Origin of the sequence: Corynebacterium sp. HMSC076D02 (assembly GCF_001813815.1) — a bacterium.
Lineage (GTDB): Bacteria > Actinomycetota > Actinomycetes > Mycobacteriales > Mycobacteriaceae > Corynebacterium > Corynebacterium simulans.
Window position 1 is genome coordinate 101,546 of record NZ_KV814065.1, and the last position, 15,669, is coordinate 117,214.

Annotated in this window: 15 protein-coding genes; 5 read left to right on the forward strand and 10 right to left on the reverse strand. The window is 59.6% G+C overall.

All coding sequences use genetic code 11. The features are described from left to right. The coding region (locus HMPREF2935_RS08345; RefSeq protein WP_210400738.1) for an enoyl-CoA hydratase/isomerase family protein at window positions 1-537 on the forward strand (537 nt) is incomplete at its 5' end. Between the two features lie 17 nt (window positions 538-554). Here HMPREF2935_RS08345 and HMPREF2935_RS08350 read toward each other — a convergent pair. From HMPREF2935_RS08350 to HMPREF2935_RS08370, 5 genes are all read right to left on the reverse strand, one after another. Beyond that, entirely contained in the window at window positions 555-1,781 is a 1,227-nt protein-coding gene (locus tag HMPREF2935_RS08350) for a DUF6882 domain-containing protein (protein ID WP_070455987.1), read from the reverse strand. Window positions 1,782-1,797: 16 nt separating this feature from the next. Further along, on the reverse strand, window positions 1,798-2,937 hold the full coding sequence (locus HMPREF2935_RS08355) for a glycosyltransferase family 4 protein (protein WP_061921375.1): 1,140 nt from the start codon (window positions 2,935-2,937) through the stop codon (window positions 1,798-1,800). Window positions 2,938-2,952: 15 nt separating this feature from the next. Further along, window positions 2,953-4,164: an NAD-dependent epimerase/dehydratase family protein gene (locus tag HMPREF2935_RS08360; RefSeq protein ID WP_061921377.1), complete on the reverse strand. Its 1,212-nt coding sequence runs from the start codon at window positions 4,162-4,164 to the stop codon at window positions 2,953-2,955. A gap of 196 nt (window positions 4,165-4,360) precedes the next feature. Then, the gene (locus tag HMPREF2935_RS08365; protein WP_061921380.1) at window positions 4,361-4,960 is read right to left on the reverse strand and encodes a TetR/AcrR family transcriptional regulator; all 600 of its coding nucleotides are present in this window, start codon (window positions 4,958-4,960) and stop codon (window positions 4,361-4,363) included. Between the two features lie 2 nt (window positions 4,961-4,962). Further along, window positions 4,963-7,350, reverse strand: coding sequence for an MMPL family transporter (locus HMPREF2935_RS08370; protein WP_070732788.1), 2,388 nt, complete (start codon window positions 7,348-7,350; stop codon window positions 4,963-4,965). A gap of 144 nt (window positions 7,351-7,494) precedes the next feature. Between HMPREF2935_RS08370 and HMPREF2935_RS08375 the strand changes: the two genes are divergently transcribed. After that, window positions 7,495-8,148 carry a membrane protein gene (locus tag HMPREF2935_RS08375; protein ID WP_046646379.1) on the forward strand — a complete coding sequence of 218 codons (654 nt, stop codon included), beginning with the start codon at window positions 7,495-7,497 and terminating at the stop codon, window positions 8,146-8,148. A gap of 6 nt (window positions 8,149-8,154) precedes the next feature. Here the strand turns inward: HMPREF2935_RS08375 and HMPREF2935_RS08380 are convergent, their stop codons facing one another. After that, window positions 8,155-8,700: a gamma carbonic anhydrase family protein gene (locus HMPREF2935_RS08380; protein ID WP_070732790.1), complete on the reverse strand. Its 546-nt coding sequence runs from the start codon at window positions 8,698-8,700 to the stop codon at window positions 8,155-8,157. A 2-nt stretch (window positions 8,701-8,702) separates the two neighbouring features. Beyond that, window positions 8,703-9,095 (reverse strand): hypothetical protein, encoded by a 393-nt coding sequence (locus HMPREF2935_RS08385; RefSeq protein WP_070732979.1) that lies wholly within the window; start codon window positions 9,093-9,095, stop codon window positions 8,703-8,705. Window positions 9,096-9,149: 54 nt separating this feature from the next. Here HMPREF2935_RS08385 and HMPREF2935_RS08390 point away from each other — a divergent pair, with 54 nt between their 5' ends. Next, complete coding sequence (locus tag HMPREF2935_RS08390; protein WP_070732981.1) at window positions 9,150-10,019, forward strand: patatin-like phospholipase family protein; 870 nt, start codon at window positions 9,150-9,152, stop codon at window positions 10,017-10,019. A 114-nt stretch (window positions 10,020-10,133) separates the two neighbouring features. Next, window positions 10,134-11,135 carry an HNH endonuclease signature motif containing protein gene (locus HMPREF2935_RS08395; RefSeq protein ID WP_070732792.1) on the forward strand — a complete coding sequence of 334 codons (1,002 nt, stop codon included), beginning with the start codon at window positions 10,134-10,136 and terminating at the stop codon, window positions 11,133-11,135. Between the two features lie 184 nt (window positions 11,136-11,319). On the opposite strand, the gene HMPREF2935_RS08400 is transcribed toward HMPREF2935_RS08395, so the two are convergent. Genes HMPREF2935_RS08400 through pth form a run of 3 tightly spaced genes read right to left on the reverse strand, consistent with a single transcriptional unit; the run spans window position 11,320 to window position 14,595 of the window. Then, window positions 11,320-12,960 (reverse strand): peptide chain release factor 3, encoded by a 1,641-nt coding sequence (locus tag HMPREF2935_RS08400; RefSeq protein WP_070732794.1) that lies wholly within the window; start codon window positions 12,958-12,960, stop codon window positions 11,320-11,322. Window positions 12,961-13,012: 52 nt separating this feature from the next. Then, window positions 13,013-13,843 (reverse strand): SDR family NAD(P)-dependent oxidoreductase, encoded by an 831-nt coding sequence (locus HMPREF2935_RS08405; RefSeq protein WP_070732797.1) that lies wholly within the window; start codon window positions 13,841-13,843, stop codon window positions 13,013-13,015. A gap of 38 nt (window positions 13,844-13,881) precedes the next feature. Then, the gene (gene pth / locus HMPREF2935_RS08410; protein ID WP_082778574.1) at window positions 13,882-14,595 is read right to left on the reverse strand and encodes an aminoacyl-tRNA hydrolase; all 714 of its coding nucleotides are present in this window, start codon (window positions 14,593-14,595) and stop codon (window positions 13,882-13,884) included. A 65-nt stretch (window positions 14,596-14,660) separates the two neighbouring features. Here pth and HMPREF2935_RS08415 point away from each other — a divergent pair, with 65 nt between their 5' ends. Next, window positions 14,661-15,635 carry a nitronate monooxygenase gene (locus HMPREF2935_RS08415; RefSeq protein WP_070732983.1) on the forward strand — a complete coding sequence of 325 codons (975 nt, stop codon included), beginning with the start codon at window positions 14,661-14,663 and terminating at the stop codon, window positions 15,633-15,635. The last annotated feature ends 34 nt before the right edge of the window (window positions 15,636-15,669 follow it).

The window sequence follows — 15,669 nt, forward strand, 5'->3', positions numbered from 1 at the left end:
AAATCCGATCCCGCACTGGCAAAGTTTTGGGGGCTTAGCGGCTACCGCATGTATGCCGCAGATATGCTCTGGGCTGGCTTGGCGACGCACGTCATCGAAAGCCCCCAAGCATTCATCGATGATGTTATTGCCGTAGGCGTCGATGCCGCTGCAGAAAAGCACGCGATTAAACCGGAAGGTAAACCAGAGCTAGCAGAGCTCATTGATGACATAGATGAAGTCTTTGCCTTGGATACATGGGCCGAAATCAAGCAAGCGCTTCCGGCCCATACGCAGCTGGCAGAGGACTTTGCAAAACTTACTGAAAAGGCTAGCCCTTCATCTTTGGTTGCGGCTACTGAACTTTTCGCTGCGGAAGCCAAAGCGAAAGACGTCCGTGAGGCCCTGCGCATGGAGCTGGCTTTGGGCAAGCACATGTTGCGCCGGCCAGATTTTGTCGAAGGTGTGCGTGCGGTCCTAGTAGATAAAACTCATGATGCTGCGTTCCCCGCAGCGGGAGAGGCCGCCGAATTCCGCGAGGTTATCGCCAACGCCTAAATGCTGGCACGAATGCTTTACCAACTGGCGACGCCGCGGTTAGCGGCGTAAGCGGCACGGGCGCGTTCGGCGTCGCAGCCTGCAGGAAGGTCGACAGCCAGCACTGCCTCGGCAACCTCCAGAGTAGGGGCAGGTAACGTCAGCGTAGGCGAGCTCGCTAGGAGGATACCGGTCTTTTCACCCAGCGGTACGGTCAGCAAAGTCCATGCGCCGAGGATGGGCATCGCAATCTGCGGAAGAAAGGCGTCCTTCGCCCACTCCATTGGTAGGCAAGGCCGGACAAGATCTGGGACGCAGTTATCGCGCCCGAAGCGTTGCAAGTTGAAGGAAGCGCGTGCAGAATGCGTGCCCGCATAGTCCGGATCAGCCCACGCCCACGTGAACTCATCGGAGTCGACCGTTGCGATGAGATGAGCATCGACGGGCGTCGAACCGGTCGAGGTAGAAAGCATCGCGGTGGCCGTTGCGGCATCAAACTGCACGGCGGCATCAGGAAAGCGCGACTCCAGGTAGAACTGGTGCTCAACGGCGGTGAAATGGGCGTCGGCAAGCACGTGCTCTGGCAGTACACCCGAATGGGCCTTGCGGATGCCAACGATGCGCTGGCCACCCGGTGCATCCTTGGCGCTCAAATGCACGCTGGTGCCATCGCTGAGCGTGATTGTCTCCGCTGTGGCGCCGCCCTTGGCGTTACCCGGCGCGGAATCAGCTTCGAGCCGGCGCGCTTGCGCGAGGTTCAGCAAGGCCAAGCGCTCGTCGATGCCGCCGCTGAAACGCTCAAGTCCTAAGGAGATAGTGCTGGCCGTATCGTGCGGAAGACTGTTGAACGCAATGGCCACCACTGCCTCGTGATCGCCCTGCGGTACCCGGGCGACCGGGGCGTTGCCCACGAGGAAGCGCGCGATATTAAGCAGTGAGTACTCGAAAGGTTGCGGTTCGTGGAACTCCGCGATGGGCGCTTGACGCGCACCTTCCGCGCACCAGGTGAGAATGCCATCCTTGATGGTGGCAAGGCGCATGCCTGGAAAATCGCGTATTCCCTGCGCAGTGTTGAAGCGAACCTGGACCTTTTGGTCCAATTCGGTAGTCCCATCAGCGCTCGGGGAAGGCTGGAAGTTGAACTCCATCGCTTCAACCTCGCCCAGCTGCTTTGTAAATTCCGCATCGATACCTGCTTGCACGAAGGCACCGGCGGAGTAAATTTCTTCCAGATTTTTAGGCAGTGGCAACGGCGGCAATGGCATGGGGCGTGAAACTTCCTCAGCGTCGGTAGGGATTATCTATCGCTTCTTCATAAGCGGCAACGAGTGCCTTTGTGGATTCTAACCATGAATAGCGCTCTGCTTCGGTACGCGCGGCCTGACCCATGCGGGCGCGTCGCGCGGGATCTGTCAATAGACCAATCGCAGCTGCGGCCCATTCATCGTCAGAAGCATCGCGATCGATGAGGTGACCGGTTTCGCCCTCGTCGATGACGAAAGGGATGCCGCCGGCGTTTGTACCGATGACAGGCACTCCGGCAGCAAAGGATTCAAGGGCAACCAAGCCTAAAGTTTCCGTCGCTGAGGGGAAGAGGAAAACGTCACCGGAAGCGAATGCCTGCGCCAGCTTTTCGCCGGACAAATAACCGGTAAAGACAGTGACTTCAGGGTCGAAGGACTTCTTGAGCTGCTCCAGATAGGGGCCAGCGCCCACGATGGCCAAGCGTGCCGCGGGTACTTCCTGGCGCACGAGTTTTGTTACGTTGGCGAGCCGCTCCAGGTCCTTTTCTTTGGAAATGCGGCCGATATAGGTAAGAAGCGGGGCGTCGGGGTTGCCTGCGCTGAGGCGCTCACGCATGACTGGTGTGGATTTTTTCGGGTGATAGGTCTGAGTGTCTACGGCCTTGGGCCACAACTTCACGTTGTGCATCCCAATCGTGCGGGCCTTATCCACCATGGGGGCAGACGTGCACAGGTTCACCGCGGCCTGGTTGTGTAGGTAGGTGATCGCATGCTCTGTCAGCGGGCGTGTCCACCCGATGCCGAGAGCGTCAACATATTCCGGGACGTTGGTGTGAAAGCTTGCCACCAGCGGGACCGCATCGCGCCGGGCAGCGAAGACGCCTAGTGCGGCAGTCCAAATGGGGTTGACGGCATGAATTACGTCTGGGTCCCATTCGCGGATTTCCCTGAAGAATCCCCAAGTTGGAAGACCGAATTTGATCTCCGGGTAGACCGGTAAGGAAAGGCTGGGGATCGGGGAAACCTCAAAGCCTGCAAAACTTTTCGGAGGATTGCCCGGGGCGAAAATTTTGACTTCGTGCCCTAGAACAGCAAGCTGCTCTAGGGTCTTGGTCAGGCGGGTGACTACTCCGTCGATCTTCGGGAGAAAGACCTCGGTAACGATTGCGATGCGCACGGTTTAAAAGTGGGGTTAGTGAGCGGCCTTGTCGAGGAATTCCTCCGGAATTCCAACCTGTTGCTGCTTCGTCCACAGCGACTGCGCTGGAATCTTGGAGCGATCCACGCGGTCCGCGTAGCGCCTTGCTACCTCCTCGATCTCGTGGAGGAGCCCCTCGCTCAAGGTAGTTGGCTCAAGGCCAAGTTCCAAGAAGGTGTTGTTGGAAACGTGCAGCTCGTTTTCTGCCGATTCCTTGCGCGGGTTCGGCACCATGGCGAGCTTCGCACCGGAAAGCTCGGCGACGAGTTCTGCAAGGTCGCGCACGCGATGGGTTTCTGTCATCTGGTTGATGATCTTTACGCGTTCGCCCTTGGCCGGCGGATTCTCCAGAGCCAATTCGATGCAGCGGACCATGTCGCGGATGTGGATGAAAGCGCGGGTCTGGCCACCGGTGCCGTGGACAGTCAGCGGGTAACCGATACCTGCCTGGATGAGGAAGCGGTTGAGCACCGTGCCATAGTCGCCGTCGTAGTCGAAGCGGTTGATGAGGCGCTCGTCTTTAAGTGTTTGCTCGGTGTGAGTACCCCAGATGATGCCCTGGTGTAGGTCGGTGACGCGCAGCTCATCGTTCTTGACGTAGTAGGCAAAAAGGTGCTGATCCAGCACCTTGGTCATGTGGTAGACCGAGCCTGGGTTGGAAGGGTAGAGGATGGACTGCTCGATTGGCTCCTGGCCCTCCACCTTGACCTGTACGTCGAGGTAGCCTTCCGGGATTTCCATGCCCGCGGTGCCGTAGCCGTAGACGCCCATGGTGCCGAGGTGAGCCACGTGGATGTCGAGGCCGGATTCCACGATGGCGGCCAGCAGGTTATGGGTGGCGTTGATGTTGTTATCCACCGTGTAACGCTTGGTACGCGAATTCTTCATGGAATAAGGAGCAGCGCGCTGCTCAGCAAAGTGCACTACTGCATCCGGTTGTTCAGTTACCAGGAAGTCGAGCAAAGCGTCGTAGTCCTGAGCAACGTCCAAGTTGTGGAAAGCGATGGTCTTGCCGGAGACCTCATGCCATGCCGCGATGCGTTCCTCAATCGAGACGATGGGGGTTAACGAACTCGCGCCGAGTTCCTCGTCGATAGCGCGGCGTGAGAGATTATCCACGATGATGACGTCATGGCTCTGGTCGGACAAATAAAGGGATGCTGGCCATCCACAGAAACCGTCGCCGCCCAGAATCGCAATCTTCACTGTGAACACTCCAAACTTACTCGAGGGATGCATGCGAACATGCGCTGACAGGAAGGTCTATCTTTGCCCGGAGGAGCGAGGCCTGTGGGCGGAAAATACGACTTATACGACAGTACCCCGGTACCGGCAGGTGTCGCCGCCGGTCCGGGGGGAATTTTCAGTGAACTGCAGGAAAGCGCAGTGCTTGAGAAATCGATTAGGAAATCTTTTTCAGCGCTGCAAGGCATTCGCTGACGATTTGCTTCTTTTCTTCAATGCTCAAAGCATGGCCTTCCTTTTCTGCGGCATTGATTTCCATCAGGGCAAGGCGTGCGGCCGCGCCATGGGCAGTCAAAATGACGCGCATTTCTCTTTCGGAAAAGTCGGCCATTCGCGTGCTGAAGGACTTCAGGATGTCTTCGGCACAAGACTCGTAGCGTTGACGCTCTTCGGCAGTGTGGCTAAGCCCTTCGAGACTCTCGCCGATGGCCACCAAGGTAGCTATCGAATGCAGGTTTTCGTCCTCGGATTCCAGAATATCCGAGACTAGGTGCTCAAAGAACTCGTTGATGTCAGCCTCGGGATAGAGCTCGTCGATATTTTCCGAGAAGGACTCAAGGACGCTTGCGGTGAAAAACAAAAGCGCATCGGAAGCAGAGGTGAAGTAGTTGTGGAAGGTACGTGGGGAGACCCCGGCGACCTCCGCAATGCGCGCCACGGTGAGTTTTTCCGCTCCTTCAGCGAGCACCAGGCGTGCGGCAGAATCTGCGATGGCGTGGCGCGTGGCCCGTTTTTTTGCTTCCCGCAAGCTCGCCATTTTTATGCTCCTTTTCCGGTGGACTTTGCTTCTACCTTATCGCGCTGGAATTGTTGGAGTTCTTCACGCTGTGCGCTCAGGGCTTCTCCTTCTACATCGAGGTTGGGCAGAATCTTCTCCAGCCACTTCGGCATCCACCACGCCTTGTCATCGAGCAGGAACATGGTGGCCGGAATCAGCATCATGCGCACGACGAAGGCATCCATGAAGACGCCGACTGCCAGCGCGAAGCCCATGGTCTTAATGAAGGGGAGGTCGATGAGCATGAAGGCCGCGAACACGGAGATCATGATCAACGCCGCCGCGGTCACGGTGCGAGCGCCATGCTTGAATCCGTTGGAGGTGGCGTTGCCGGCCGTCTTGCCGTGGACAAATCCCTCACGCATGCGGGTAACCAGGAAGACCTGGTAGTCCATCGCCAAGCCAAAGGTCAGGCCGATGAGCATGATCGGCAGGAAGGAAAGAAGTGGCTGTGGGTCATCGATGATGCCGAACATGCCTTCCTGGAAGATAGCGACGGTGATGCCGAACGTGGCGGCCATTGATAGGCCGAAGCCGGCCGCGGCAATCAGCGGTACCCAGATGGAGCGGAATACCAATAGCAGCACCAGGAAGGCGAGGCCCAGGACGATGGCGATGTAGGGGACCAGGACGTCGGAAAGCTTCTGCGAAATGTCATCGAAGATTGGGGTAATGCCGGTGATGCCGTAGCTACCGCCGGTGTTTTCGCTGAACTCGCCCTGGTAATCACGCAGACGCTCCAAGGTCTGGGTGGTTTCCTCATCGGTCGCGCCGGTGGACGGGGTGATCATGATCTGCGCGGCATCTTGGGAGTCGGTGGTTGCCACGATCTGGGCATTGACGACGCCTTCGGTGTCATTGAATTCCTGCAGAATCTGCTGGAATGCAGGCAGGCGGTCTTGCTCGGCGACGTTCGCGACGTCGACGAAAGCGATCATCGGAGCATTGCGTCCCGGGCCGAATGCCTCCTCGGTCATCTCGTAGGCATCGCGCTGGGGGGTGCCTAGCTTGGAGGTGCCATCTGTCGGCATCGCAAGGCGCAAGTTGGCAGCCGGAAGTGCGAGGATGCCCAGCAGCACAACGCCGGCAACCAGGTGCAGGAATGGATGCGCACGCACGCGGCGTACCCACTTTAGGCCCATCGTTGGCTTTTCATCTTCTGGATCCGGAACCTTAGGGCCGGGAACGCGGCCTGCGAAGATCTTGGTGCCCAACAGGCCGAGGAGGGCCGGTAGGAAGGAAAGTGCTACGCAGACCGCGATGACCACGGTGGCTGCGGCTGCGATGGCCATGGTGGAAAGGAACGGAATGCCGATGATAGTCAGCGCGGTGAGGGCGATGACCACGGTGATGCCGGCGAAAATGACGGAGGAACCGGCAGTTCCCAGCGCCATGCCCATTGCATGCGCGCGGGTAGCCTTGTCCATCTTCTTAAGTTCTGCGGCCAGCTCCTTGGGGTTCAAGTCATTGAGACCAGAGGAGGTAATCAGCTCGTTGCGGAAGCGGGCCACGATGAACAGCGCGTAGTCGATGCCCACGGCCAGGCCGATCATGGAGGCCAGCATCGGCGTCATGTCGGAGACAGAGTCGGTGAAGACTGTGGCGAGCTGGACGCCCAGGATTCCCACGCCCACGCCGACGACGGCAGAGATGAGCGGCATACCTGCGGCCACGAAGGAACCGAAGGTGATGAGCAGGACGATGGCGGCAACGATGAGGCCGATGACCTCAGAGACCATGTTCATCTCGGTGGCGCCGTTGAAGGCATTGCCGCCGTACTTCACGGTGAGGTCACCGTCATCGTACTTCTTGAGAACGTCGGTGACCGCGGTCATCTCTTCGGCAGGGATCTCAGTGACGGACGCGGCATCGAAGTTGATGGAGATCGTACCGGTGCGCTTGTCCTCGCTGAGAGGGGAGAGTGCGGCAAGGTTGGAATCGATCTGCTCCTGCGGCATGCCCTGCGCGGCCATTTTCTCGGTCATCTGCTTCTGCATTCCCATGGAAGCCATGACCGGGTTGACGATTGCGTCGGGGTCCTTCAGCGCGTCGGTTCCTTGCAGCTCCTTGATCATGGAATCGACTTCGCCCATGACCGCCTTATCCGTGAGCTTTTTGCCCTCCGGAGCCTGCAGTGTGATGGTGGCGCTGGGGGCACTCATTGCATCTGTCTCCGTGCCGAAGCGCTCCATCATCTGCTCTTGGGTGACGGTGGAGTCCATGTCTGGCATGGAAAAAGTGGGGCTTGGAGACTTCGCGAAGGCACCAGCGAGGCCGCCCATCGCGACGAGCAGTGCCAGCCAGAACGCGAGGAACGGCCAGACTTTTCGATATGACCAGCTACCCAAACGGTAGAGGAATTTTGACATGTGCAGATCCTTTATGAAATTTGCAGTCTTTCAGAAACGTTGCATAGCTTAGGCAAGTTTGCATGGGGTGTGCAAATTGATGGTTGCTGGCGGTTAATCCTTTCGAAATTTGGGGCCGCCGCCGCGCACTGTAGACTTGCGCGCATGCTCCACGCCGTCATCTATGCTTTCGGAGACTCCGTCAACGCGCTGCTCATCGGCATCCTCGTTGCCATCGGAATCATCCTGCCACGCGGTAAATACCGCAAGGTGGCGCCGCTAATCGTGGCGGGGGATTGGCTCGGCGTGCTCGTGGCCTCCCTGGCCGTGCTCTTTATCTTCGTTGGAATCCGCGAACAGATCGTTGCCGCGCTGGAGTCGCCAATAACCGGCATCGTCCTCATCGCAGTAGGCGTGCTCATCGGTTTCGGCGCCTGGCGTTCCAAAGGCGAATCCAACCCGATGGTGGAAAAACTCCTCGTGCCGCTGCGCGAGCCCTCGCTCAAGACCGCAGCTATCGGTTTCGTCATGGGCGTGGTACAGTCGCTGACCTCCGTGCCCTTCTACGGCGGCCTTCTGCACCTCGCCGCCGGCGAGTTCTCCGACGCCACCCGCTACCTGGGCACTTTGTGGTACGCCACGCTGGCGCTCTCGCTGCCCACGCTGTGCGGATTCTTCATCGCCCTCGTGCGCGCGCAGCCGCACAGCGCCGCTGGCAAGCTTTTTACCGCAGCCCGCGAAAACTCCGCGCGCGTAGCCGAAATCAGCGGCTACGTCGTGGCAGTCTTCCTCGTCATCATGGGTGTGCTGAGTCTCTAGCGGCCCCTAGTCGTAGTAGACGTCCTCGAGGGAAACGGCGGCATCGGAAAGCGCCTGTGCCTTGGATAGATCAACGTAGCGTCCGGCGTGAGGGATAAAGGAATGCGATTGCTCGTCGCTGAGTCCGCGGCGAACCTTCGCCGGGATGCCGGCGGCGAGGGACTTCGCTGGGATCTCCTGTCCCTCCAGCACAACCGCGCCGGCAGCGATGAGTGAGCCAGGGCCCACCACCGAACGCGACAGCAGCGAGGCCTTCATTCCAACCAGCGTGCCAGCGCCCACGTGCGTGCCGTGCAGCATCGCCATGTGGCCAACCGTGACGTCATCCTCCAAAACGCACGCAACGTCGGCTTCCTCGTGGATGACGGAATTGTCCTGGATGTTGACGTGGGCGCCTAGGCGAATGGCGCCCACGTCCGCGCGCAGGACGCAGCCGTAGAAGACCGAGGAATCGGGGCCGATTTCGACGTCGCCAATGATGGTGGCGTTAGGAGCAATCCAGGCGCTGCGGTGAATGCGTGGGTACACACCGTTGAAAGGCAAGATGAGCATGATTAATTCTCCTCCACGATGATGGCAAGCGCGTCAGTTAATTCGAATTCGCCGGGGCCGGTGATAGCGGTGGTGATTTGTTCGCGCAGCCCCGGATCCAGAGGGATGGCCCAGCCCTTGCGCGGATCGTGCACGGGCAGTTCGCGCTTTGCGGAAACCTTAAAGTACACAGCGGCCTCCGCAGAACGCAGCGTTGCGGCCTCGCCCGACTCGGCGATTGTGCGGATGACCTCGGCGCCTACGGGGTCGGTGACCACGATGATGAGGGACTCGGCTGTGGATACGCTGAGCTTGGCGACGTCGACAAGCGGGGCGTTTCCATCCACCTGCGCCAGGCGTGGTGCGCTGGAGCCTAGCTTCGATGTGAGAGCGGAAAGCGCGTTGAAAAGACCCATGTGCAAAAGCATAGTTCTTCGGTGTTGCAGATGGACAAGCGTAAACTTGCGGCCATGATTGACGCCCTAGACACCGCGCTCGTCATCGAAGGTGGCGGCATGCGCAACTCCTACACCGCCCCTTGCATCGTCAAACTCATCCAGGAACAAGTGCAATTTGGCTGGGTTGGTGGTGTATCTGCAGGTGCTTCGCATACCGTGAATTACCTTTCCCAGGACGCCATCCGTGCCGAGGATTCCTTCGTGGATTTCGCCAACAACCCCAGCTTTGGCGGCGTGGGCTCGCTCATGCGCGGCCGCGGCTACTTCAACGCGGAATACATCTATGAGCGCTCTGCGGATAAGGACCTGCCGTTTAATTGGCAGGCGTACAAGGACAATCCTGCCATCATGAACCTGGCCGCCACCCGCGTGGATACGGGCGAGTCGGTGTACTGGTCTCAGAAGGATATTGAAAAACCGTCGGACTTGTTCGCGCGCGTGCGAGCGTCCTCGACGCTGCCGCTGATTATGCCGATGCGGGTTATCGACGGCGTGCCTTATGTGGACGGTGCGCTGGGTGAATCCGGCGGCATCACGATTGCGCAGGCAGAGCTCGCGGGTTTCAAGAAGTTCCTCTTCATCGGCTCTAAGCCTCGCGGCTACGTGCGGCCCAAGGCTGCGCGCCCGATGATGATTCGCCGCGTATTCCGGAAGAATCCAGCGGTGGCTGATGCCTTAATCACACGCCCGCCAAAGTACAACGCATCGAAGGACCGCTTGCTGGAGCTGGAGCGGGAGGGCCGGGCTTGCCTATTCTTCCCGGAGGATATGCAGGTTGCCTCGACTGAGCGCTCTGTGGCGAAGCTGCGCGCCAACTACGCGGCTGGGCGGGCCCAGACCTATGCGGAATGGCCAGGCTGGAAGGAGTTCTTGGAGGGCTAAAACGTCCACTTTTGTGGATAACAGGGGCAAGTTAGTTGACGCTACCAACGAGTTATCCACAGATTTGAAATTGCCTCTTGAGAGCGCTTGTGCTGCGCCCTTAGTGTGAGAGTCATGACGCTTCTTGCACAGTTTCTTCGCGCTCAGGCCCAAGGCACGGCACTACTTTCCGACGCCGCCGGCTTATCCGAACGCGAACTCCTTGAGCTCGGCGCTAGCGAGGTGCAAGCGCGGAGTTTGCGGGAATTGGCGCAGGTGTACTTCGGGGAGACGAAGTTCAAGAAAATGCAGCGGCGAGCGCGCTCTTCGCGGCACGGCTTGGCCACGCTGCAGCTTATTGAGAAGTACGCCCGAATGCTGCGCAATCAACGTGACGCGTGGCGGTTGCGGGAGGAGCTGTGCACGATGACCAGCTCGGATTCAGCATTGAGGCGGCGGGCGCGAAAGTTGGTGAAGGAGTTGTCCAAGCCGCGCGCGCCGCGGGAAGGAATCCGCCTGACACGGCGCAGGGGTAAGCCGTGGACGTTGGCGCTTACTGGGCCTTCGGACATCATTGCGCAGTTGCATGCGGCGATTGATCCGCAGCGTCCGGTGGAATCGGTCCGGGAGGCCTTCTTCAACGGGGTGGCCGAGCCCATCGCTTCGACCAATGTGATTGTGACGCTGGATGAGCTCGACCAAATCGTGGACGGCGGCGGGGAAGAGATCACGCTGCGGCTGACCAATGGCGCAACGATTAGAGGCGCTGACCTGGTACATAAGACGCTAAGCGAGCGTGGTTACGTCACGCTTGTGCATCCGCATGAAGGGCCGGTGAATCTGTACCGGACTTCGCGCTTTGCCAACGAAAAGCAGCGCCTAATGGCGGCGGCGGAGAATCCTACCTGCCCGTGGGGAGACTGCAACTATCCGGCGGACCTTGCGCAGATTCATCACCTTGAGGCGTGGCGCAACGGCGGCGAAACGAATATGCGCAACCTTTCTACCTGCTGTCCCTATCACAACGGTGTCAACGACGACTCGCCGCCGGGTTCTGCGCCGGACATGTGCCCGAGCCGAGGGAGGTTGGCACGAATTCACGGAAAGGTGCGGTGGCTGCCGCCGTGGGCACAGTAGCCGCGCAAGATATCTGAACGGAGTAGGCCGAGGGGTTTCTCGGCCCATTTTGCATGCTTTGTTTTAAATGCTTGCCACAGTGTTGCAGCCACGAGCACGATGGTGTTTCCCGCCTACCACGGAATCCAACCGAGAATGGTTAGCTCGCCTGAGGCTGCCCATGGCGAAGTAATTCGGTGGGGGATTAATCAGCGACGAGCGGTTCAATTGTCAGCTCTGGGTGTTCCTTCTCCACGAAGGCGAGCTTCCACTTGTCGCCGAAGAGAGCGATGAGTTCACCGTCGGTGCGGGTGAAAATTTCCACGCCACGCTGGCGGCCGAGCTCCGGCGCGGACTCGGCGTCGGTGCGGCGGGCGACGGAGTAGGGGATGGGCTCGGTGACCGTCTCCACGTTGTACTCGACCTCCATGCGGGCCTGCATGACCTCGAACTGCATGGGACCCACCGCAGCCATGACAGGTGCGGCGTCGCCACGGGTTTCGTTGCGCAGGATCTGGACGACGCCCTCGGCCGCCAGCTGGTCGAGTCCCTTACGGAACGCCTTGTAATCACCCAAAGACTTCGCGCGCAAAATGCGGAAGGCCTCCGGGGCGAACTGCGGCATCGGCTTGAACTGCACCTTCTTGCCAGAGTAGATGGTATCGCCAGGTGCCAGGGAACCGGCGTTGACGAGGCCCACGATGTCGCCCGGGTAGGCGGTGTCGATGGTGTCGCGCGTGCGGCCGAAGACAGTCAGCGCGTACTTCGTGGAGAAGCTGCGGCCGGATTGGGCGTGGGTGACCTGCATGCCGCGGTCGAACTCGCCGGAGACCACGCGCATGAATGCCAAGTTATCGCGGTGCTTGCGGTCCATGCCCGCCTGCACTTTGAAGATGACGCCGGAGAAGTCATCGGTGACCTCGCGGACCTCGTCGATGGCTGCGTTGGCGCCGCCGGACGCCTCGATTGCCTTCGGATCGGAATCGCGCGAGCGCGGGGCCGGGGCGATGGCGCAGAGGGTATCGAGAATCTGGTGCACGCCGAAGTTCAACATTGCGGAGGCAAAGATCAGCGGGGAAGTAACGCACTGCTCGAATAGCTCCTGGTCATGCAGCGCGCCGTCGGCAGCCAGTAGCTCTGCTTCCTCGACGGCGGTCTCCCAGGCATCACCTTCCTTGGCCTCAGCGCCGCTCGGATCGTAATGCTCCTCCGGTGCGATGGTCGAGCCACCCGCAGTACGGATGAAGTGGATGTAGTTATCCGCTTCGCCGTCTTCATTGATGTGCGCCAAGCCACGGAAGTCACCAGCGATGCCGACCGGCCAGTACAGCGGGGTGGGCTGTAGCTGAATCTCGTTGACGATCTCGTCCACGAGCTCCAGCGGCTCGCGGCCGACGCGGTCCCACTTGTTGATAACCGTAACAATCGGCAAACCGCGGGCCTTGCACACGCGGAAGAGCTTGAGGGTCTGTGGCTCCAGGCCCTTCGCGGCGTCGATAAGCATGACCGCGGCATCAACCGCAGTAAGAACGCGATAGGTATCCTCCGAGAAGTCCGCGTGGCCCGGGGTATCGACCAGGTTGATCATGTAAGGCTCACCCGTATGGCCCTCCGGGGCGTACTCGAACTGGAGGGCAGAAGAAGCCACGGAGATACCGCGGTCCTTTTCCATCTCCATCCAGTCAGAGACCGTGGCTTTACGGTTGCCCTTGCCGTGCACGGCACCTGCTTCATTAATGATGTGCGCATGCAACGCCAGCGCCTCCGTAAGGGTGGACTTACCGGCGTCCGGGTGGGCGATGACGGCAAATGTACGACGGCGGGTGGCTTCGGAGGCAATACTCATGCGCGTAAGTTTAGCGGTCTTGACCTAAAGTGCTGGAATCGCGCCGCAGCGACTAATTCCAGTCCACGCCAAGTTGCTCGCCCAAGTCATCGAAGATGCGGCGAGCAACGGTTGCCTTCTTGGCCATCGGTCGACGCATGCCCGGCTTGCGCTTGCTGTTGTAATACTGGCCAGACTCGAAGTGCATGCCCGGCGTGCCAGTGAGGTAATAAGCAAGGCTCTCGCCGCCGGCCTGGGCTTTTCCAAAGTACTTGGAGATGGCACCGGTGTAGAACTTGCTCGTGCGGGTTTGCGATGACCGCGCAAAGTTGGTTGCCAAGACGCCGGGGTGGAAGGCCACGGAAGTCATCCCATGATCGTGGAGATACTGCGTAAGCAAAATATCGCCCAGCTTGGCGTTGCCGTAGGCACGCTCTGCGGTGAACTTCTGGAAGGTATTTGGATCGCCCGGATCGAATGCAGACATCAAGAAATTAGCCACCGAAGCGGTTTGCACGATGGTGGCATCCGTTTTGCGCAGCTTCTCCCGCAGCAAGGAAGTCAGCAGGAAAGGCGCCACCACGTTAACCTGCCACGTGCGTTCAAATCCATCTGCCGTGGTGAAGGGGCCATCGAAGATCCCGCCTGCATTGTTTCCCAACGCGTGAATCTCCTCGAGCTCACCTAATTCTTCTGCCAAGCGGCGCACCTGGCCCAAAGACTCAAAGTCCGCCAGGTGGAAGGAAGCCCCCACGCTTTCTGCCACAGCCTTGGTCTTTTCGGGATTACGGCCAACCAGCACCAGGCGATCCTGCGGGCGTTGGGCGTGGAGCACGCGGGCTGCTGCAGCGCCGATGCCGTCAGAGGCACCAGTGATGACGATGGTTTGTGGGTCGTGGCTCATGAATTAAAGCTTAGGGGTTATGAGCTTTTTCTGGTGGGTTACTTGCGGGAATGAATCTCATTCTGCGCGAATTGAATGCCGCGGGAAACGATGAGCCCCACGGCGTCGGCAGCCGTGGCAATTGCGGCGTCGAAACCAGTACCGGAATCCACCGGCCCCAGGACATAATCCGGAATGGATGTGCCCTTCGGTGGGCGGGCAATACCGATGCGAATGCGAGGGTACTCGCGGGTTCCCAAGCGTTCGCTCAAGGACTTCAACCCGTTGTGGCCGTTTTCATTGCCGCCTACCTTGATGCGAATCTTATGCGCTGGCAAATCGAGCTCATCATGAATCACGATGATGCGCTCCGCTGGAATCTGTAATTCCTCTGCGAAGGGAGCGATCGGGTCACCAGACAAGTTCATAAAAGTTGCGCAACGGGCAACGACTACGGCAATATCGCCCACCATTACCTGCGCCGCGGACAATTTATGGCCCTTAACCGGCTGCAGGATATCTCCGGAATCGGCTAAAAGGTCATCGACTGCCATGTAGCCCACGTTGTGGCGCGTCGCGGCGTACTGCGCGCCGGGGTTGCCAAGGCCCACCACGAGCCATTGGCCAGAAAGGTCGGAAACTTCCAGCAGGGGAGCCTGCTTCTGGCGTGCTGTGTTCCGGTGAAGCCCCTCCTTCACCGTACTTGCTTTAGAACCCGCCGAAGAGCGAAGCTGCTGCAAAAATTCCTTGATGGTTGCGCCGAGGGAAGACATAAAACACACCTTAATGTGGGGAGTAAAGAATAGCTTGCGCGCATCCTTTGCATAGTCTGGGCGAGATGAGCACACTACTTGAAAGCTTAAAGACCAGAGTACTTCCCGCCCCCATGGCCGGGGGACCCACGACCCCGCGCAGCGTTCTGGCGGCATCGGCAGCCGGCTCCTTTGGTGCTTTGGCATTGGGCACTGCTTCCCTCGAAGCGGCGCGGGAACAGATTGTGGCCTGCGAGGGCGAGCATTTCGGGGTCAATCTTTTCTGCCCGCAGAAGCCGCTGGGTGAAGACTCGATGGCGGCGGTGCGCGCTATGGCGGAATCAGAAGGCGTGGAGGTTCCTAGCGTCGACTATTCCAACGGATGGGAGGACAAGCTCCAGCTAGCGCTAGATGGCGGCGCGGCGGTGCTGTGGTCCATGTTCGGTACCTTTAGTCCTGGCGAGATTGGCCGTATCCACGCTGCGGGAGCGGAGGCTTGGACCACGGTTACCTCGCCGGAAGAAGCTATCGCTGCTGCAAAAGCTGGGGTAGACGCGTTGTGTGTGCAGGGGCCTGAGGCCGGCGGGCACCGCGGGGTCTGGGATGCCGAAGCGGATCCGGATTGGCGCCCGCTGCCGGAGCTGGTGGCGGCAGTTTACGCCGCGCTTGGCGACGCCCCTCTTCCGCTGATTGTCGCAGGTGGGCTGCGTACATCCGAAGACGTTGCACAAGCCCTTTCATGGCCAGGCGTTGAAGCAGCCAGCTGTGGTTCGGCCTTCTTGCTGGCCGAGGAGGCTGGAACCAGCACCTTTAATCGCGAGCTTCTCGCAGGCGGCGGCAAGAGCGTATCCACTCGCGCGTTTTCCGGCCGCTTTGCCCGTGGGCTGGAAACTGAGTTCACTCGGGCCCACCCAAAAATGCCCCCGATGTACCCCTTCTTGAATCCGATCTTGAAACCACGCCGCCAAGAAAAGGATGCTGCAGTGGCCTATTGCCTGGTGGGGGAGCAGGTGGAGAAAATAAACGGGGGTAGTGTGGCGGAAATCCTGCGGTGTCTATGACAAAACGGGCAACACTAGGCGTTAATATTTACGG